The organism is Intrasporangium sp. Soil_C_50, assembly GCF_057656595.1.
Genome location: NZ_JBDGKB010000001.1, coordinates 1,035,058 through 1,053,800, shown reverse-complemented (window position 1 = coordinate 1,053,800; position 18,743 = coordinate 1,035,058). Strand labels below are relative to the sequence as shown.

Sequence of the window (18,743 nt, the reverse complement as noted above, 5' to 3'; positions counted from 1 at the left end):
GAGCACCGCGGGCCGGCCGTTCCTGCCCGACGACCGGTCGCAGGAGTCATGCGTTTGACGTAGGCGCTCGTCCGTTGCGGGAGCGATGTGGGAGCGCACGGCCGCACCTACCGTCGTCAGAGAGTCGGCGGGGCCGCATGCCCCGGCGCGTACCCACGGTCCTGGGGGGATCATGACGATCGACGAGGCATTCGGCCGGGTCATCCGCGGCCACTGGCTGATCATCCTGCTCTGCGTGCTCCTGCCCTTCGGAGCCGCCTGGTACATCGGCCGCAACCAGCCCAACAGCTACGAGGCCGTGGCCCGCGTCCAGATGGGCAGCGAGCTCGCGAACTCCAACGTGCAGGCCGACGCCACCAGCCAGCGCGTGCTCGGCATCGCGACGAGTCCAGGCGTCGTGCGCCAGGCCCTCGACAAGGGCGGCCTGCAGACGGACGTGGCGACCTTCGCCGCCAACAACATCGACGTGCGGCGCGTCGGCGTCTCGCCCGTCATGGAGATCGCCGTCACCGACACCTCGCCCAAGCGGGCCGCGATCATCGCGACCTCGCTGACGCAGGACGTCATCGAGTTCTCCAACGTCGGTGACCAGCCGGCCGTCGCGCAGCGGCGCACCCAGGTGCAGCGCCAGCTCGACTCGATCGCCAAGCAGCGCCAGCAGCTCGTCAGGAGGATGCCGGGCGCCTCGCCGAACGGCGTCCTCGCACTCCAGGCCCAGCTGACGTCGCTGACGACGACCCAGGGTGAGCTCGAGCGCCAGCTGTCCGACCTCGACCTGTCCACGGCGACGACGTCGCGCGCGGTGCTGCTCGACCCGGTGCGTGAGCCGACGATCCCGCTGCCGGCGGCGGTCTACCAGCGCGCCGTGCTCGTCGCCCTCCTCGGCGCGCTCTTCGGCGTGGGCCTCGCGGCCGTCCTCGAGGCGTTCCGGCCGAAGCTGCCGTCCCCGCGAGTCGTCGCCCGCACGTTGGGCGTGCCGCACGTCGGCTACCTGCCGCACCGCGACCTGGCGCCGAGCACGCTCGGGGCCGCCGGCCCGATCGCCGACCGGCTCGCCCTGCTCGCGCGGCGGTACGACGCGACGCAGCTGCTGCTCGTCCTCGTCGACGCGCGCGAGGAGGCGTGGGCCCGGTCCCTGGCGCCGCTGCTCGGACCACAGGGCCAGGAGAACGGGCACCGCCTCGTCGTGCAGGTGCTCGGCCGCGAGTGGGCCGAGCCGGGGGAGCGTCCCGTCGTCGTCGTGCTCTCGCCCGACCAGGTGTCCTCGGCGGCGATCGAGCGGACCCGGGCGCTCCTCGATGCGCTCGGCTGGCCGGTCGTCGGCGTCGTCAGCTACCCGCACGGGCACCGGCACTGGTGGTCGCGACGACGGGCCCGCCGTGCCGAGCGCGAGGCCCTGCGGCCCGTCGCGGCCCACGACGGCGTCGTCGTCGCGCCGCGTGCCGACGGCGCGGCGTCGGGTCAGGCGCGTGGTGGTTCCGGTGACGCCGGGGGCGCATCGCACGACTTCGACCCCGCGGTCTCGGTGTGGGAGTCGCCCTGGGACCGCGAGCCCGCCGGGAGAACGGCCGCAGCGACACCGAGCGCCGACCGCCCGAACGGACGGGCCGCCACGGCGGTCGCGCCGGCGCGGGAGAGCGCGGTCGACACCGATGGTGACGGCCACGTGACCCCCGAGCCCGCCGCACCCGCGGAGGCCGACGGGGCCACGTCCGCGGACCCCTCGCCCGCCTCCGGGACGGACTCCGCCTCGGAGGGGGTGCTGCGCTGATGAGCGTGTGGCTCCGCACGGCGGGACTCGTCGTGCACGTCGACGGCGACGACGCCTGGACCGAGCTCGTCCGTGAGTCCTGCGCCGGGCAGGAGATGTCGGGGCCGGCCGCGACGGCGGACGTCCACGTCACCGTCTCGGGCGACGCGACCGTGTCGGCCCGCGCCGGCCACCGCCTCGTGACGCGGGGCGCGTGGACCGACGGCCGCGAGGTGGTCCTCACCGACGCGTGCTCGAGCGGCCTCGACGTCGTCGTCCGGCCGGGGCGGGGCACGCTCGAGGTCGTGGCCCGGCCGCTGCGGGGCTGGCGCCAGCGGGCCCTGGGCCTGGCCGCACCGGACCGGCAGGTGCTCCTGCAGCGGGCCGTGCTCGTGCAGTACCCGGCCCTGTGGTGGGCCGGCACGAAGGGTCAGGTGCCGATGCACGTGTCCGCGGCGACGGTCGACGGGTACGCCGTCGTGCTCGCCGGGCCCGGCGGGGTCGGCAAGTCGACGCTCGTGGCCACGCTCACCGGACCCGCCGACGCGCCGGTCAGCGACAACCTCTGCACCACCGACGGTCGTATCGTGCACGGTCTGCTGGAACCCACACGGGCAGAGGGTGGCTCGGGACGACGGATGCCGCACGGCCGGCGTGAGTCCGCCTGGTCGCGGCACGTCGACTCCGTCCTACCGGACGCCGTGCTCGTCCTCTCCCGCGGCGACTCCGACGCCGTCGAGGTGAGCGGCACCGACCCCGACGCCGCCGCGCGCGAGCTCGTCGGCGGCACCTACGCGGCGGGCGAGCTCCGGCGCTACTGGGCGTACGCGGCGACGCTCGCCCTCGGCACGGGGCTCGGGCCCGCCCATCCTCCGGTCGCCGACGTCGCCGGCACGCTGGCCGGCAGCGTCCCCGTGCTCGGGGTGCGCCTGCCGCGTACCCCCGGCACGACGCTGGGCGAGATCGTCGAACGGGTCCGAGCACTGGTGCCGGCCGAGGAGGTGGGGTCCTGATGACGAAGCGAGTCGTGCACGTCGTGACCCGCTGCGTCGCGGGTGCGGGCGGCGTCGCCGTGCGTGGGGCCGTGGCCCTCGACCCGAGCCGCTACCAGAGCGTGCTCGTCACCGGCACCCGTGAGGGGGCCCTGCTCGACCGCGCCCGCGCCGCAGGCGTCGAGGTCGTCGTCGTGCCCGAGCTCGTCTCGCCGATCCAGCCGCGTGAGGACGCCACCGCGTTCGGCCGGCTGCTCGACCTCGTGCACGAGTGGCGTCCCGATGTCGTGCACACGCACAGCGCCAAGGCCGGCGCGCTGGGCCGGATGGCCGCCTCCCGGAGCGGCGTGCCACTCATCGTCCACACCCTGCACGGCTTCCCGTTCCACGAGTTCCAGAACCCGGCGCTGCGGGCGGCCTACATCCGCATCGAGCGCCGCCTCTCGCGGGTCACCGACGCCTACCTCGCGGTCGGCACCGGCGTCGCCGTCGAGGCGCTGCGCCGCGGGCTCGCCCGACCCGACCAGCTGCACACCATCGGCCCGGCCGTCGACGAGCCGAGCGTCCGCCTCGACCCGGCGACGCGGGCCCGGGGACGGGCGCTGCTCGGGCTGCCCGACGACGTGCCCGTGCTCGGCACCGTCGGACGCCTCGACTTCCAGAAGGCGCCCGAGGTCATGCTCGAGGCGCTCCGCCGGATGCGCACCCCCGCCGTGCTCGTCTGGGCCGGCGACGGCGAGCTGGCCGAGCGCACCCGCCGCGACGTGCACCGCCTCGGGCTCGACGCCCGGGTGCACCTGCTCGGCAACCGCTCCGACGTCGCGGCCCTGCTGCCGGCGTTCGACGTCTTCGCGATGGCGAGCCGCTACGAGGGCCTGCCGTGCGTCGTCGTCGAGGCCCAGCAGTGCGGGATCCCGGTCGTCGCCACGGCCGTCAACGCGGTGCCCGACGTCGTCATCCCGGGCGAGACCGGCCTGCTCGTACCGCCCGGCCGCGCCGACCTGCTCGCCGCCGCCGTCGACCACGTCTTCGCCCACCCCGAGGAGGCTCGGCTGTGGGCCGCCCACGCGCAGGCCCACCTCGGCGACCGGTACGACCAGACGACCGCCGGTGAGGTGCTCGACCGGGTCTACTCCCAGGGTCCGGCCCAGCCGCGCCGCCAGCTCGTGGGTCTCGGCGGCACCAGCCCGGTCCGTCTCCAGGCGAGGGCGTCATGACGGCCGCGCCGTCCGTGCTGCGGTCGCGGGCCGCGGTGCCCGCCTCGGCATCCGTGCTCGTGCCGTCGGGCGCGCCCGTCGTGTGGCCGTCGGTGCCCGCCGACGCCGAGCGGGCCCTGGGGCTGCCCGCCGGGTCGCCCGTGGCGCTGGCCGACCGCCGCGCGGGTGGGCGGGGGCGGTTGCGTCGGGCCGCGGTGCGGCTCGGCGTCGAGGTGGAGTCGGAGTACGTCGTGCTGCCGACGTGGTCGTCGGCGACGTTCGTGGCCGCCGACGACCGCGACGCCGTCACGTGGCTGCTCTCCACCTTCCTCACGACGCCGCCGCGCGTCGTGCGTGGTCGCCTGGCCCTCGAGGCGGTCCGCCGCCTCGTCGCGGCCGTGACGCGCACGCGCCTCGGCGCCGCGTCGGTCCGTCTCGTCCTCGGCGCGCTCGTGCCCGGGCGACTCGTCGTCGGGGTCCGCCGGTGACCGACATGGTCGCCCCGGACACCGTGCCTGCCGAGGCCGGTGACCTCCTCCGTGCCGCGCTGCGCGAGCACGCCGGGCCGGCGACGCCGCGGCTCGTCGTCGTCGGGCTGTCCAAGGACGAGAATCCCAAGGCGACGATCCTCGTCTTCGACCCGGGTCGCGCCCGGCCGCGCCTCGTCGCGAAGGTCGCCCTGACCGCGGTGGCCGCCGTGTCCGTCGTCGCCGAGGCCACGTCGCTTCAGGCCCTCGGCTCCCTCGACCCCGGGCTCGTCGGCGGGACCGTGCCCCGGCTCGTCGACATCCGGCGCGACCGCGGTGGAGCGGTACTCGTCACCGAGGCCGTGCCCGGGACCCCGATGTCGGTGGACTACCACCGCTGGCGCGGGACGACGCGCCCCGACGCCGTCCGCGCCGACCTCGCCGGCGCCGCGTCGTGGCTGCGCGACCTGTCCCAGGCGGTCGGTGGGCTGCCCGAGTCGAGCTCGCCCGGCGGCTGGCCCGGCATCGCCAAGCGGCTGCGGGCCCGGTGGCCCGCCGACCCGGTGGCCCGCGACGTGGCGGACGCGGTGGCCACGACGATGCCGAGCCTGCGGCTGCCCGCGGACGGCCCGTGGTCGGTCGTGCACGGCGACTTCTGGGCCGGAAACGTGCTGCGCACCGACGGACGCGTCACCGGCGTCGTCGACTGGGAGCACGCCGTCGTCGGCGGCGACCCGCTGCGCGACCTGACCCGCTTCGCCCTGTCCTACGTGCTCTACCTCGACCGGCACACCCGCAGCGGCCGCGAGGTGCGCGGTCACCCCGGGCTCGTCGCCGGTCCGTGGGGCGAGCCGGTGCGCTACCTCGTGGCGGGCGAGGGCTGGCTGCCCGAGCTCGTCCACGGCGTCCTCGCCGAGCACCTCGAGCGGACTGGGCGTGACCCCGGCCGCTGGCGCGACGTCCTCGCCGTCGGCACGGCGGAGGTGGCGGCGCTGTCGGACGAGGCCATCTTCGCGCGCCAGCACCTGCTCCTCGCGGCGGAGCTGTTCCGATGCTGAAGATCATGACGCCGTACGCCGTCGCCGCGCCGCCCAGGGATGCGAGCGACGCTGCGGCGCAAACGGTTCCGGATCGCAGCACGGAGCTGCCGGGCGCTCGCGGACCGCGCCGGGTGGCCGCGGCCCTGACAGTGGCGATCTGCGCGATGCCGCTCCTCGTGCCGAGCGGTCCCGGCAACACGGCCATCGCCGACATCGGCATCCTCGCGGTCGTCATCACCGTCGCGGCCTGGCTGCGCACCAAGGCCGTCCCGGTCTCGATGCCCTACGTGCTTCCGGTCAGCATCCTCATGCTGGCCGGCTCGGTCGCGGCCTACCACTCCGGCGACGCGACCGCCCTGCTGCCCGTCGTGCAGGACCTCTTCCTGCTCGTCTGGTGCGCGTGCATCGCCAGCGCGGTGCGCCAGTACCGCTGGCTGCTCGCCGTCGTCCTGCGGGCCTGGGTGTGGTCGGGCATCGCGTGGGCGGTCGTCCTCTGCGTCGGGCGCCTCGCCCGCATCAGCTGGATGGCAGGACTCAGCTCCAAGGACGGTGGCCGGGCCTCGCTGACCTTCGCCGACCCGAACCTGTGCGCCAACTACTTCCTCATCGTCCTGGCCCTGCTGCTCGCGACCTCGGTGGTGCGACGGCGCTGGATCCGGTTGGCCGGCGTGGGCGTGATCCTGCTCGCCATGGTCTTCACCGGCTCGAACGGGGGCGCCGTCGGGCTCGGCGTCATGCTCGTCGTGGCTCTCGTCGTCGGCCTGGTCCGACGCCGGGGGGCCGTGGTGGCGGCAGCCGTCGCGTGCATCGCCGCCGCCGCCCTCGGGGCGGTCGCGCCCTCGGTCGACATCAACGCCATCGGGCAGCAGGCGAGCGACAGCTTCCAGGTGCTGCGCGACTCGCTCGGGCGCACCGACGAGTCGAGCGGCTCGCGCACCGAGCTCGCGACCGAGACCTTCGGCCTCTACCTCGAGGGTGACCTTCTCGGCGTCGGGCCCGGTCGGACGAAGGCGACGCTGAGCGGGCAGGCCGCGCCGTACATCAAGGAGGCGCACAACGACTACCTCGCGACGCTCGTGGAGCGCGGGGCGGTCGGTGGCATCGGACTCGTCGTGCTCCTCGTCGTCATCGCCTTCCGGCTCGGCCGGGTGGCGTTGTGGCCGCAGGAGCCGGAGGTACGGGCCCTCGTGCCGCGACCGGAATGGCTGCTGGCCCTGTGCTGCGCACTCGTGGTGGCCGGGCTCTTCTACGAGGTGCTGCACTTCCGCCACGTGTGGGCCCTCTTCGGGCTCATCGCCGGTCTCGACCCGGGCTCCCGCGGCGTGCGCCCGTTCGCCCGGGTGCCCGAGGGGAGGTCGTCATGACGTGGGGGCGCGTGCTCGAGCAGGCCAGGCCGCGGCTGCGCGGCACCACGGCACGGTCGGTCATCGGCAACGTCGGAGCGCGGCTCGTCGCCCTCCTGTCGATCGCGCTCGTGACCGTGCTCGTGGCCCGCACCGGCGGTGCCGACGACGTCGGCGTCCTCGCCCTGATGCGAGTGCTCCCCGGCCTCGTCGGCGTCGTCGCCGCGTGCGGGCTGCCCGGCGCCATGGGCTACTTCGTCGCCGGGCCGGAAGCGAGCCACCGCGGCCTGTGGCCCACGGTCCTTGCGACGATGGCCGCCGGCGGCCTGCTCGGCACCGCGGTCTGGGTCGTGCTGACCCCGATCGTGCACGACCACCTCATGAGCACGACGACGACCGCCGTCGTCCTCGCGACGGGAGCGACCGTCGCGACCCAGCTGCCGGTCGCCGTGGGCAAGTCGTGCCTGCAGGCGCTCGGCGACGCGAAGGGGTCGAACATCGTCACCGCGGCCGAGGAGGCCGTCTTCGTGCCGGCGTTCCTGGGCCTGTGGGTCCTCGGGCTGCGCGGCGGATGGCTGCTCGTGGCCTCGCTGCTGCTCGCCGACGTCGTCGTCGCCGTGCACGCGTGGGTGCGGATCGCCAAGCGGGTCCACGAGCGCGGGGGACGCCTCGTGGGCCGGCCCGACCTCGCCCTCGCGCGCCGCATGGCGGCCTTCGGCGGTCGCAGCCAGGTCGGGGGCATCCTCAACCTGCTCAACCTGCGCCTCGACGTCGTCGTCCTCGGCGCGATGACGGGGCCGGCGCAGGTCGGCGTCTACGTCGTCGCGTCGAAGTACGCCGAGCTGCTGCGCCTGCCGGGGCTGGCCCTGACCTGGGTCACCTACCCGCAGTTCGCCGGTCGCGCGGACGGCGCGCGGCACCCGGAGTGGCTCCGGGTGGGTCGCCTCGTAGCGCTCGGGGCCGTCGCGGCCGTCGTCGTCGCGGCCAGCGCCACCGTGGTCCTGCCGGTCCTCTACGGCGAGGCGTTCCGCGACGCCGTGCTCCCGGCGGTCTGGATCTGCCTCGGCCTCGTCGTCGAACCGGCCGCGGGAGTCGCGTCCGGCTACCTGCTCGGGTCTGGCCGACCGGGGCTCAACTCCCTGATACTCGGTGGGGGGTTCATCGTGACCCTCGTGCTCGACCTGCTGCTCATCCCACGCCACGGATCGCTCGGGGCGGCCTGGGCCAGCGCCGTGGCCTACCTCGTCACCGACGTGCTCCTCGTCCGGTCGTGGCGACGCCTCGTGAGGAGGACACCGTGAACCTGTACCCCCGCCGGCGTTCTCCCCGATGCTCTCCCCGACGTTCCTCCCGAAGCTCTTCCCGACTCTCCGCGCTGCCGGCCGCCGCGCTCGGCGCCGTCCTGCTCACGGGCTGCGCCGCGTGCACCTCCGGTTCCGCGGCGGCGCCGACGACCCCGGCCACGGGGCCGGTCACGCTGCGGCCCCAGTACGTCGCGCTCGCCGAGGCCGTCGCGGCCCACGGCGCGCAGGCCTGGGTCGAGGCCGACCTCATCAAGGCCTGGGTCACCGGGCCGGAGCGGTACGCCTCGGCGCTCGACGCCGTGGTGAGGCTGGCCGACCGGAAGGGCGTGGCGGGCGTCAAGATCGCCGACGAGCTCGGCTACCAGGACGGCACCGATGCCGCGACCGTCATGGCCTTCCTCACCGCGACGACCCGCGCCCTGCACGAGCGGCTGCCCGGCCGCAAGGTCGTCGTCGACTTCATCGTGCCCGAGCTCGGCTGCCTCAGCTGGAGCGGTGTGCCCGAGTCGGTGGCCGGTGCCGCGTCGGCTGCCGGACGACGCATGTGCGGTGCCGCCGAGGTGGCGCGCAACCCGGCCGTGGCGCTCAACGCGGTCGACGGCTACATCGCCAAGGGCGGGCTCGACATCGTCGACCTCAGCGCGGGGCTGCGCACCGGGGCCGAGTACGCAGGGTGGGGCACGACGCGCGACGCGGCCATGGCCGCCGCGTGGGACGAGGCGTCGCGGCGGTGGGGCACGGACGTGCGCCTGCAGGCGCGCAAGGCCCTCGCGCACCCCGGCCCGTACGACGGGACGAAGGAGTCGGCCGAGGCCGACGTGCACACCTACGTCGACATCCCGCTGGCGCACGGCGCCCACGCCGTCGACATCTGGACGTGGAGCCAGCCCTACAAGGGCGGCACCTACCTGCTGACCGACCCCGGGCTCGCGCCCAACGACCTGACCCGGGCGCTGCTCGAGCGCCGCCGGCGCGGCGTCGAGCTGTGGACCCACATGACGCCCTCGTCGCTGCAGGTCGGGCTCGAGCAGGACGTCACCTCCGCTACGTCGATCTTCAGCGGCGTGCTCGTCGCGTCAGGAACGGGGTGAGCCATGACGATCCGTGACGCCGTGCCCGAGCCGTCCCCGCCGAGTGCGACCGGTGGGCGCACCGCCGTGCGGTCAGGCGTTGGTGCTCACGCGGGCAGCGCTGCGACTCGACGACGCCCGCGCGTCGGGAGCATCTCCCGGCAGCGCCGCGCGCTCGATGTCGCCGTCGCCGCCACGAGTCTCGTCCTGCTCTCGCCCGTGCTCCTCGTCGTGGCGCTCGCGGTGCGCCTCTCGAGCCCCGGGCCCGTCATCTTCCGGCAGGTCCGGCTGACGCGCGGACGGACGCCGTTCACGCTGTACAAGTTCCGCACGATGCGCGTCGGCGCCGCCGGACCCGAGGTGACGCGTCGGGGCGACCCGCGCGTCACCGCGCCCGGCCGGCTGCTGCGCAAGACGAGCCTCGACGAGCTACCGCAGCTGGTCAACGTGCTGCGCGGGCAGATGACGCTCGTCGGGCCGCGCCCGGAGACCCCTGCCCTCGCGGCGCGCTACCCGGCCGAGGTGGCCTGGGTCCTCGACGAGACCCCGGGGCTCACCGGGCCGGCACAGATCAGCCTGCGCGACGACGTCAGCGTCGTCGCCGTGCCGGGCGTCGGGGAGGCGTCGGTCGCCGACCCCGAGGTCGTGGAGCGCTGGTACGTCGAGCACCTCGTGCCGCTGCGCGTCGCGACCGACCTCACCTACCTGCGGCGTCCGACGCTCTGGGCGACGCTGCGGGTCATCGGGTGGACGGCGCGCTACCTCGTCACGGGGCAACCACCGGTGATCCCACCTGGCGGCTGACGAGCGGGTCGCAGCGGGCGTTGAGGCACTCCCCGGTGCCGAGGTCGAACTCGAAGTTGTGGGCCAGGCAGCGCAGGACGCCGTCGCGGATGACGGCGCCGTGCGCGAGGTCCTCGCCGGCGTGCGGGCAGTAGCGGCTGACCTCCCAGTCGCGCCGGCCGTCCGCGCACCGTTCGGCGAGCGTCACGGTGTCCTCGGGGTCGCGCTCGGTCTCGTAGCGCTCGACCTCGTCGAGGGCCGCGGCGTCGGCGTGCTTGAGCAGCCCGACGAGGTAGTCGTTGTACCGGTCCGGGTCGCGCCAGGCCGAGATGCGCAGCGACAGGAACAGGTCCTCCCACCGGACGCGTCCGGTGAGCACGGCATCGAGCCAGCGGGCCTCGACGGTGATCCGGTAGCCCGGTGCGGGGCTGCTGCCGGTCAGGTCGACGCTGCACCGCGACGGCCCGAGCTCGACGTCCCACGTGCCACCGTCCTCGCCGCCGACGACGAAGCGCACCGTCATCCCGATCCGGTGCAGGAAGTAGTCGGACAGGGCGCCGAGCTGCTCGAAGTGGGCGGCGAACCGCTGGGCGAGGCCGCTGCCCCGGGGCGGGTCCGGGAAGGCCGCGTACACGGCGGCGACGTCCCCGGCGCGCCGCTCGGCGTACGCGGCCAGGTAGGCGTGCAGGTCGTCCGGGAGCCGACCGTCGGCCGCGACGTCGTCGCGGTCGCCGAGGAGGCTGAAGCCCTCCCACTGCGGGTCGGGCTCCACGACGCCGGTGCCGACGTCGATGCGGTCACCGGGCAGCAGGCGCACGACGGCCTGGTCGCGCAGCCTCGAGCGCAGGTGGGCGGCGGCCTGCCCCGTGTCGGGGAAGATCCCGGGTGGCGCGATCCGGTCGTTGTGCTGGGCGAGCGCGGGGTCGAGGAAGCAGGGTGGGCCGGCGTAGGGCATGACGATCTTCGGCGGGGCAGCGCGCAGGAGGCGGCTCACCGACTTGAACTTGCCGATCCGCTTGTCGGCGCTCATCGAGGCGATGACCTCGGGCGGGTACTCGTAGCAGATCGGGTGCCAGGACGCCCCGGACATCTGCACGCCCATGAGGTCGAGCGGGCGGCCCACCTCCTCGACGGCCCGGCGCAGCTGCGCGACCGTGAGACGGGCGTCGTTGGTGTGCAGGATCGCGTGGCCGGCGGCGTACACGAGGACCGCCGAGTCGTGGCACATGGGCGACTGCTCCTGGATGACCGTCACCCAGTCGCCGTGGCGGTTGAGCGCGAGCCGCTCCCAGCGGTCCAGCTCGATGACGACGTTGCGGATCCCGGCGGCCCGGATGCGCGAGATCATCTCCGGCGCCGGGTAGCGCGGGATGACGATGCGCACGTGCTCGGGCAGGATCCGCAGCAGGTCGAGGTCGAGGTGGTCGAGGTGCTCGTGGGAGATCGCGACCCAGTCGGCGTCGAGCACGTCGGGCCGCAGCAGGTGCGAGTTGTCGGGGAACGGGAACCACGACCCGAGGAAGGCGCCCTGCGGCGACATCCACGGGTCGCAGAGCATCGTCAGGTGCGGGGCGTCGATGCGCAGCCCCGCGTGTCCCAGTGAGGTCACGACCGGCGCGTTCATGCCTCGATCGTGCGTCCGCCCGGTCCCGAGGGGCACCGCCGCGCGGACGACCCCGCCCTACAGCAGGTGCAGTAGTGAGAAGGCCGCCGAACCCGGGTGACGCACTCCCGGTCGACAGGGCATGCTGTGGCCCGACGGACGGGGGGATCGAATGGCCCGACATGGAGGGTGAGGCGCGGCCGAGCGAGGCGGCCGACGCGGCGCAGCCGAGGCTGCGTGTCGCGGCTGCGACGCTGCGCGGCCGGGTCGAGCAGCTCGTCCTGGACCGCCGGTTGGCGCGGCCCACGCCCGGGTTCCGGCTGCTCGGCGAGGGCGTCGAACAGATCGACGCGGGGCTCGCGGCGCTCGAGCCGACGGCCCGGTCGAGCGTGTTCACCATGCAGCCGCTGATTTCCTGGGACCCGCAGAACGGCATGCTCGAGCTCGACGACCGGACCCGCCGGCGCGGGCTCGACTTCAGCCTGATCACGGGCGAGCGCAGTGCCCAGATCTTCCCGCTGCTCCGCTCCGAGATGCCGCACGTCCGGTTCGGGCCTGCGCCGGCCCAGTTCATCGTCATCGACGGCGTCACGGCCGTCCTGGGCGGACCTCGCAACGACGACGGGTACCCGACCGCCTGGTTGACGACCCGCGCTGACCTCCTGACGCTGGTCCGCGAGATCTGGGACATCGCCCGGCCGCTGTCCCGCGCGGGCGTCCCGGACGGTGTGGCGGCGCCGTTCACGGCGAGGCAGTGTCTCGTCGCCAGACGGATGGTGCTGGGCGCCAAGGACGCCGCCATCGCCCGTGAGCTCGGGGTGTCGGTGCGGACCGTCGCCGCCGAGGTGGCGGCCCTGCTGCACGGCCTCGGCGTCGCGTCCCGGACCGAGGCGGCCCTCGTGCTGCGTGGCGGCAGCGACCGCGAGGCGCCCGGTCGCCGGCGTCCGGACCCGGGCACCAGGCGCTGAGGCCCCGGGCCCGTCGGCCGGTCGCTGCCGCAGGCGTCAGGCGGGGGAGAGCCGCAGGATGACGTCGGCCTGGTCGTCGGAGACGTAGACGTCGCCCGTCGGGGTGACCAGCAGGCCCTGCGGCTCGACGAGGCCGGAACGGGCCAGCACGGTCGGCGCCCCGCCGGCGGCCGGCCATCGCCGTACGTCGTGGACGACGTGACGCACGTCGGTGACGAGCAGGTCGCCGGCGCCGTCGAACGCCAGGTCGTCGGGCATGCTCGCACGGGCGAATCGGGTGCGGCTCCCACCCGGCCCCAGGCGCCAGACGTCCCCGCCGCACTCGTCCGCGACGTACACGGCACCGTGGGAGTCGACGACGGCACCGACGGGATGCACGAAGCCACGGGCGAGGGGAGTCAGTGAGCCGCCTCGGGGCGCAAGGCGATAGATCGTCCCGGTGACTGGGTCAGGGACGATGAGGGTGAGCGTCCCTGCGTCCCAGGCAATCCCGTCGACGCCACCACGGCAGGTCGCCTTGACCGGACGCCCGGGAAGCGTGGCGAGGACGTGTGGCGACTGCTGCCCGGGCGCGTAGGCAAGCACGCGGTTGGTGTTCTCCTCGGCGACCACGAGGGTGCCGTCGGCGAGCTGGACCAGGCCCTCGGGGCCGTCGAGGCCGCGGTGCACGACGCGCGTCGACCCGTCGGCGGCCAGACGCGTGATGGTGCCGTTGGTGTAGTCGCTGTACAGCAGGGCGCCGGAGGGGTCGAGCGCCAGGTCGTCGGGGTGGTCGGTGCCGTGGTGCACGACGCTCGTGCGGTACCTGCGTGGGGCGCCGGCCGCAGGCGTCGGGGAGCGGCCGGACGTTCCCGACGGCGTCGCCGCCGCCACGCTCGGGCCGGTGGGGACCGTCGAGGTGCCCATGGAGGTGCCCATGGAGGTGCCCGTCGAGGTCCCCGTCGGGGCGCCCGCAGTGGAGGTGGCGGACGCGCCGGTCGGGTGCTGCGGTGTGGCTCCGCTGCAGGAGGCGAGACCGGTGCACGCCACGGCAGCGGCCACGGCCGTGGCCACGGCCCGTGACACCCGCGGGAGGCCGACGCGTCCGCGCACGGACCGAGGCTAGGCGGCGCGCCTGTGCCGGGCCCGTGAGCAGGCTTGGAGTGGTCGGGGCCGGAGGCGGCGCGGGGGATTGTGGGGAGGGCGCGGTCGAGGCACTCGCGCGCAGCCGGTAGACTGGCTGACAGCGACCCGCCCAGTTCTGCCTCGGGTCGCCTCTTCTGCGCCTGGCGCCCCGCGCCGGCCCCGTCGATTCGCTCTTGCGCCGCGACCCCTCGATGACCGAGGCCCCTCGCGCCGGGCAGAACGACCACATCCACTTTTTGGAGTACCCCGCTGTGTCCACTGACACGACCTTTGCCGCCCTCGGCGTGCCCACCTCGCTCGTCGCGGTCCTCGAGGACCTCGGCATCACCACCCCGACCCCGATCCAGGCGGCGACGCTGCCCGACTCCGTCGCCGGGCGCGACGTGCTCGGCCGCGGCCGCACCGGCTCGGGCAAGACCTACGCCTTCCTGCTGCCCCTGCTGACGCGCCTGTCGCAGTCCGGCGCCCGACCGCAGCCGCGTCGACCGCGGGCGCTCGTCCTCGCCCCGACGCGTGAGCTCGCGACCCAGATCGAGGCGGCCATGGCGCCGCTGGCCCGCCCCCTGGGACTGAGCTCGCAGACCGTCTTCGGTGGCGTCGGCCAGAACCCGCAGGTCCAGGGCCTGCGCAAGGGCGTCGACGTCGTGGTGGCCTGCCCCGGCCGCCTCGAGGACCTCATGCAGCAGGGCCACGTGTTCCTCGACGCGGTCGAGATCACGGTCCTCGACGAGGCCGACCACATGGCCGACCTCGGCTTCCTCCCCGGTGTGCGCCGGATCATGGAGAAGACCCCGCGCGACAGCCAGCGCCTGCTCTTCTCGGCCACGCTGGACGGCGCGATCAACGTGCTGGTCAAGCGTTTCCTCTCGAACCCGGTGACGCACCAGGCCGACTCGGCCCAGTCGCCGGTGTCGACGATGAGCCACCACGTGCTGCACGTCGACAACGGTGCGCACCTGCCGGTCATCCTCGACCTCGCCGCGGCCCCCGGTCGCAAGGTCGTCTTCACGCGGACCAAGCACCGCGCCAAGAAGCTCGCCAAGCAGCTGAACGCGTCGGGAGTTCCGGCCGTCGAGCTGCACGGCAACCTGAGCCAGGGCGCGCGAACCCGCAACATGGACGACTTCCACACCGGCCGGGCGCAGACGCTCGTCGCCACCGACATCGCGGCGCGCGGTATCCACGTCGACGACGTGGCCCTCGTCATCCACGCCGACCCGCCGGTCGAGCACAAGGCGTACCTGCACCGTTCCGGTCGCACCGCCCGGGCGGGCAACGCCGGCACGGTCGTCACGATGATGCTCGACGACCAGGTCCGCGACGTGCGCGACCTGACCCGCAAGGCCGGCATCAAGCCGACGACGACGCGCGTCGCGCCGGGTCACCCGCTGCTCGAGGAGCTCGCCCCGGGTGAGCGCTCCTTCGCGGGCGCCCTGGTCCGCGAGGCTCCGGTCGCCCGGGCGGCCGCTGGCTCGGGGGAGACCTCGGGTCGTGGCCGGGGTCGTGGCCGTGGCCGTGGCCATGGCGGCGCCCAGGCAGCCGACGGTGCAGCCACGGGTGGCGCCCGCGGCGCAGGGCGCTCCGGTGGCCGTGGTCGGGGTCGTTCGGGCGCGGCCTCGTCCGAGTCGCGGCCCGACGCGCGCCCCGAGTCCCGGACCGGCGGTCGCCGCTCGGGCGGCCAGGGGGCCCAAGGCCAGAAGCGTCAGGGCGGCCAGGGTGGTCAGGGCGGCTCGGGCCGTCGCGGCGGCTCGACGACCGTCTACTCGACGAGCAGCGGCGGCAGCGCCGCGGCGTTCTCGGCCGGCACCCGGGCCGGGTCGCGCCGCTCCCGCTGACACGACCTGATCCCGGCCGACCGGGCCACTCGACCCTGCCGACGGGTCGAGTGGCCGGATCGAACCCCGGGTTCGACGCCTGGGCGCCGTTTCGTCGGTTCGTTCCGGCCACTCGGCCCGGGGTCGCGGGTCCGCCGGGCGTCGGCCGGGTGCTTGCCCTGAGGCGTCGGTCGGGGTTCCACTGGGAGGGTGGGACGTTCCGCTGCCGTGGCGCTCTATGTGCTGGCGCTCGTGGTCGTCGTCGTGACGGTCGACGTGCTGTTCTTCCGCAACCACTTCTGGGAGCGCCTGGCGGTCAACGTCGGCATCGTCCTCGTCTTCAGCGGGTTCTTCTACCGCTTCATGCGACACACCTGAGGCGCTGGGGTCCGACGCATCCCGTCGTCGGCGGCCCGTAGGCCGTCGCGCCAGGTCGCGTGGAAGGCACGACGGACGGGGCCCTTCGTCGAGCTCGACGCCGCATTGGCGCGGGCGCGGCAGGGCCTCCTCGCGCATGTCGTCGTCATCGGCCGGGTGCACCCACACCGCGCCTTCCTCCACCACCCGGCCGTGCAGCGCGTGGGGGCGTCCAGGACTGGCTGGCGCGCCTGCCCGCAGGCGCCCGCACGCGTGGCACGCTGAGCCCGTGCCCTCGCGACTGCGGTTCGTCCTGAGCCAGCTCGGCTCGAAGCCCGGTGGGAAGGACGCGTTGTCCTCCCTCCTCGACGCCGCGGCGCTGCCCGGCCCGGGCTGGGCCACGCTCGACGAGCGCACGTGGCGCACCGGCCGACAGAAGCCCACCGAGCCGTGGGCGCAGCGGGCGGCGGCAGCCGGCAGCATCACCGCCTGGCGCTCGTACCAGTCCGAGGACCGCACCCTCTGGCTCCAGCGCGTCCCCACCGCGAGCCCGGACGACGCCGGTGCGGCCCTGGCCGCGATCCCCACGGCGCTCCTGGCCAACCTGCGCAGCCAGGTGCGCCTCGACTCCGAGGTCGACGTCGAACCGCCCGCGGTGGCCGGGGCGGACGCCGTCTGGGCGCACGAGCAGCACACCTCCGGACACCCAGCCGCCGGCACCACCCTGCTGCTCTGCTGGACCTCCGGCGACCGGCTCTTCGCCCTCGGTGCGGCGGGCCGTCCGAAGTGGACGTGGCCCGATGTCGTTGCGCTCGCCGAGGCCCAGAACGGGCGGTAGCCAGGCGGCGCGACGCGCCGGCCCGCACACACCCCGGTCCCCTCCCGGGACCCGGTGGAAGGATGGACGCTCGTGGCGCACACCTCTGAACGTTCCCGTGGCGGACTCGCCGCCCTGGCGCTCGGCGCTCTCGGCGTCGTCTTCGGCGACATCGGCACCTCGCCGCTCTACGCGCTGCAGACCGTCTTCTCCGTCGACCACAACACGGTGGCCACGACACCGGGCGACGTCTACGGGGTGATCTCGCTCGTCTTCTGGTCGGTGACGCTCGTCGTCTCGGTCAAGTACGTGGTGTTCATCCTGCGCGCCGACAACGACGGCGAGGGCGGCGTCATGGCCCTGGCCGCGCTGGCGCGGACCGCTGTACGCCCGGGCGGCAGGCGGTACGGCCTCGTCATGCTGCTCGGCGTCCTCGGCGCGTCGCTCTTCTACGGCGACAGCGTCATCACCCCGGCCATCTCGGTCATGTCGGCGATCGAGGGCCTCTCGGTGTCGACACCCGGCGTCGAGCACCTCGTCGTGCCGATCGGTGCGGTGATCATCACGCTGCTCTTCGCCGGCCAGCGCTTCGGCACCGAGATCGTCGGACGGTTCTTCGGGCCGGTCATGGCGCTGTGGTTCGTCGTCCTCGCGGTCCTCGGGGGTGCCCAGGTGGTGCGCGACCCGGCGATCATCACGGGGCTGTCGCCGCACTACGCCGTGCTCTTCGTCGTCGAGCACCCCGGCGTCGCCTTCATCGCCATGGGCGCCGTCGTGCTGTCGATCACCGGCGCCGAGGCGCTCTACGCCGACATGGGCCACTTCGGCCGGGCGCCGATCCGGCGCGCGTGGTTCTTCGTCGTCTTCCCGGCTCTGACGCTGAACTACCTCGGGCAGGGCGCCCTGATCCTGCGCGACCCGGCCACGGCCGCGAGCCCGTTCTTCCACCTGGCCCCCGACGCCCTGGGCCTACCGCTCGTGGTGCTGTCGACCGTCGCGACCATCATCGCCTCCCAGGCGGTCATCTCCGGGGCGTTCTCGGTGTCGCGGCAGGCCGAGCGCCTCGGCTACCTGCCCCGGCTGACGGTGCGGCAGACCTCGCACCGCGAGCGTGGCCAGATCTACGTGCCGGCGGTCAACTGGACGCTCTTCGCCGGCGTCATCGCGCTGCTGCTGCTCTTCCAGTCCTCCGAGCGGCTGGCCACCGCCTACGGCCTCGCCGTCACCGGCACCTTCCTCATCACCACGACGCTCTTCCTCATCCATGCCGAGGCCGCCTGGGGCTGGGACCGTCGCCGCCTGCTGCTGCTCGGGATCCCGCTCGCGGCCCTCGAGCTGACGTACTTCGCCGCCAACCTGACGAAGATCTTCCACGGCGGCTGGCTGCCCCTCGTCATCGCCACGCTCGTCGCGACCGTGATGCTGACGTGGCAGCGCGGGCGCCTGCTCGTCACCGACCGGCGCACCGACATGGAGGGCCCGCTCGAGCCGTTCATCGACTGGCTGCACACCGACCCGGTCTCCAAGGTGCCCGGCACTGCGGTGTTCCTGCACCCGGGCAAGGAGTCGACGCCGCTGGCCCTGCGCGAGAACGCGACCTTCAACCACGTCATCCACGAGCTCGTCCTCATCGTCAGCACGTCGTCGGAGAACGTGCCGTTCGTGCCGGACGACGAACGCGTCGTGCTCGACCACCTCGGCGACCCCTACGACGCGATCACCCACCTGACGCTGCGGTTCGGGTTCCAGGAGGAGCAGGACGTGCCGCGGGCCCTCGCGCTGGCCCGCGACCAGGGCGTCGTCGAGGTCGACCCCGACACCGCGTACTACTTCGTGTCGCGGATCTCGGTGAGCCGTGGCCCCGCACCGACGATGCCTGCATGGCGCAAGCGGCTCTTCCTCGCCCTGGCCCACAACGCGGCCTCGCCGACCGGCTACTTCAACCTGCCGGAGGACCGCACCGTCTCGATGGGCGCGACCGTCACGTTCTGAGGCGCCCGCGGCACCGGCGTCCACGATGACGACCACGACTCGCGGCGCCGTTTCGGCCCCGTGCTCGCCGCACGCGCCGGGGGCGGTTGGTGGTCGTCATCGCGAGCGGTGCACCGAGCAGC

16 protein-coding genes are annotated in these 18,743 nt (G+C 74.4%); 14 read left to right on the top strand and 2 right to left on the bottom strand.

The annotated features are described in order from the left end of the window. Nucleotides 1–172: 172 nt before the first annotated feature. Genes AC3A5R_RS04890 through AC3A5R_RS04850 form a run of 9 tightly spaced genes read left to right on the top strand, consistent with a single transcriptional unit; the run spans nt 173 to nt 9,966 of the window. Nucleotides 173–1,771, top strand: a complete 1,599-nt coding sequence (locus AC3A5R_RS04890; RefSeq protein WP_487619604.1) for a GumC domain-containing protein — start codon at nt 173–175, stop codon at nt 1,769–1,771. Continuing rightward, a complete protein-coding gene (locus tag AC3A5R_RS04885) occupies nt 1,771–2,763 on the top strand; it encodes a hypothetical protein (RefSeq protein ID WP_487619603.1) in 993 nt (330 codons plus the stop codon). The genes AC3A5R_RS04890 and AC3A5R_RS04885 overlap by 1 nt, the downstream gene beginning before the upstream one ends. Next, nucleotides 2,763–3,959: a glycosyltransferase gene (locus tag AC3A5R_RS04880; protein WP_487619602.1), complete on the top strand. Its 1,197-nt coding sequence runs from the start codon at nt 2,763–2,765 to the stop codon at nt 3,957–3,959. Before AC3A5R_RS04885 ends, AC3A5R_RS04880 begins: the two co-directional genes overlap by 1 nt. Then, on the top strand, nt 3,956–4,426 hold the full coding sequence (locus AC3A5R_RS04875) for a hypothetical protein (protein WP_487619601.1): 471 nt from the start codon (nt 3,956–3,958) through the stop codon (nt 4,424–4,426). The genes AC3A5R_RS04880 and AC3A5R_RS04875 overlap by 4 nt, the downstream gene beginning before the upstream one ends. 5 nt (nt 4,427–4,431) lie before the next feature. Next, a complete protein-coding gene (locus AC3A5R_RS04870) occupies nt 4,432–5,463 on the top strand; it encodes a phosphotransferase family protein (protein WP_487620122.1) in 1,032 nt (343 codons plus the stop codon). A 5-nt stretch (nt 5,464–5,468) separates the two neighbouring features. After that, entirely contained in the window at nt 5,469–6,809 is a 1,341-nt protein-coding gene (locus AC3A5R_RS04865; protein ID WP_487619600.1) for an O-antigen ligase family protein, read from the top strand. Beyond that, complete coding sequence (locus AC3A5R_RS04860; protein WP_487619599.1) at nt 6,806–8,089, top strand: oligosaccharide flippase family protein; 1,284 nt, start codon at nt 6,806–6,808, stop codon at nt 8,087–8,089. Before AC3A5R_RS04865 ends, AC3A5R_RS04860 begins: the two co-directional genes overlap by 4 nt. Further along, complete coding sequence (locus AC3A5R_RS04855; RefSeq protein WP_487619598.1) at nt 8,086–9,183, top strand: hypothetical protein; 1,098 nt, start codon at nt 8,086–8,088, stop codon at nt 9,181–9,183. Before AC3A5R_RS04860 ends, AC3A5R_RS04855 begins: the two co-directional genes overlap by 4 nt. Before the next feature lie 3 nt (nt 9,184–9,186). Then, nucleotides 9,187–9,966, top strand: coding sequence for a sugar transferase (locus AC3A5R_RS04850; RefSeq protein ID WP_487619597.1), 780 nt, complete (start codon nt 9,187–9,189; stop codon nt 9,964–9,966). Here AC3A5R_RS04850 and AC3A5R_RS04845 read toward each other — a convergent pair. After that, complete coding sequence (locus AC3A5R_RS04845) at nt 9,929–11,569, bottom strand: Rieske 2Fe-2S domain-containing protein (protein WP_487619596.1); 1,641 nt, start codon at nt 11,567–11,569, stop codon at nt 9,929–9,931. The two genes, AC3A5R_RS04850 and AC3A5R_RS04845, sit on opposite strands and share 38 nt — an antisense overlap. A 161-nt stretch (nt 11,570–11,730) precedes the next feature. On the opposite strand from AC3A5R_RS04845, the gene AC3A5R_RS04840 reads away from it, so the two are divergent. Then, entirely contained in the window at nt 11,731–12,516 is a 786-nt protein-coding gene (locus AC3A5R_RS04840; RefSeq protein ID WP_487619595.1) for a helix-turn-helix transcriptional regulator, read from the top strand. Nucleotides 12,517–12,552: 36 nt separating this feature from the next. On the opposite strand, the gene AC3A5R_RS04835 is transcribed toward AC3A5R_RS04840, so the two are convergent. Continuing rightward, a complete protein-coding gene (locus AC3A5R_RS04835; protein WP_487619594.1) occupies nt 12,553–13,608 on the bottom strand; it encodes an NHL repeat-containing protein in 1,056 nt (351 codons plus the stop codon). 224 nt (nt 13,609–13,832) lie between these two features. Between AC3A5R_RS04835 and AC3A5R_RS04830 the strand changes: the two genes are divergently transcribed. From AC3A5R_RS04830 to AC3A5R_RS04815, 4 genes are all read left to right on the top strand, one after another. Next, nucleotides 13,833–15,476, top strand: a complete 1,644-nt coding sequence (locus AC3A5R_RS04830) for a DEAD/DEAH box helicase (protein ID WP_487619593.1) — start codon at nt 13,833–13,835, stop codon at nt 15,474–15,476. 189 nt (nt 15,477–15,665) lie between these two features. Beyond that, nucleotides 15,666–15,833 (top strand): hypothetical protein, encoded by a 168-nt coding sequence (locus tag AC3A5R_RS04825; protein WP_487619592.1) that lies wholly within the window; start codon nt 15,666–15,668, stop codon nt 15,831–15,833. A gap of 268 nt (nt 15,834–16,101) precedes the next feature. Continuing rightward, complete coding sequence (locus tag AC3A5R_RS04820; RefSeq protein ID WP_487619591.1) at nt 16,102–16,650, top strand: hypothetical protein; 549 nt, start codon at nt 16,102–16,104, stop codon at nt 16,648–16,650. Between the two features lie 72 nt (nt 16,651–16,722). Beyond that, on the top strand, nt 16,723–18,621 hold the full coding sequence (locus tag AC3A5R_RS04815; protein WP_487619590.1) for a potassium transporter Kup: 1,899 nt from the start codon (nt 16,723–16,725) through the stop codon (nt 18,619–18,621). Nucleotides 18,622–18,743 lie beyond the last annotated feature (122 nt).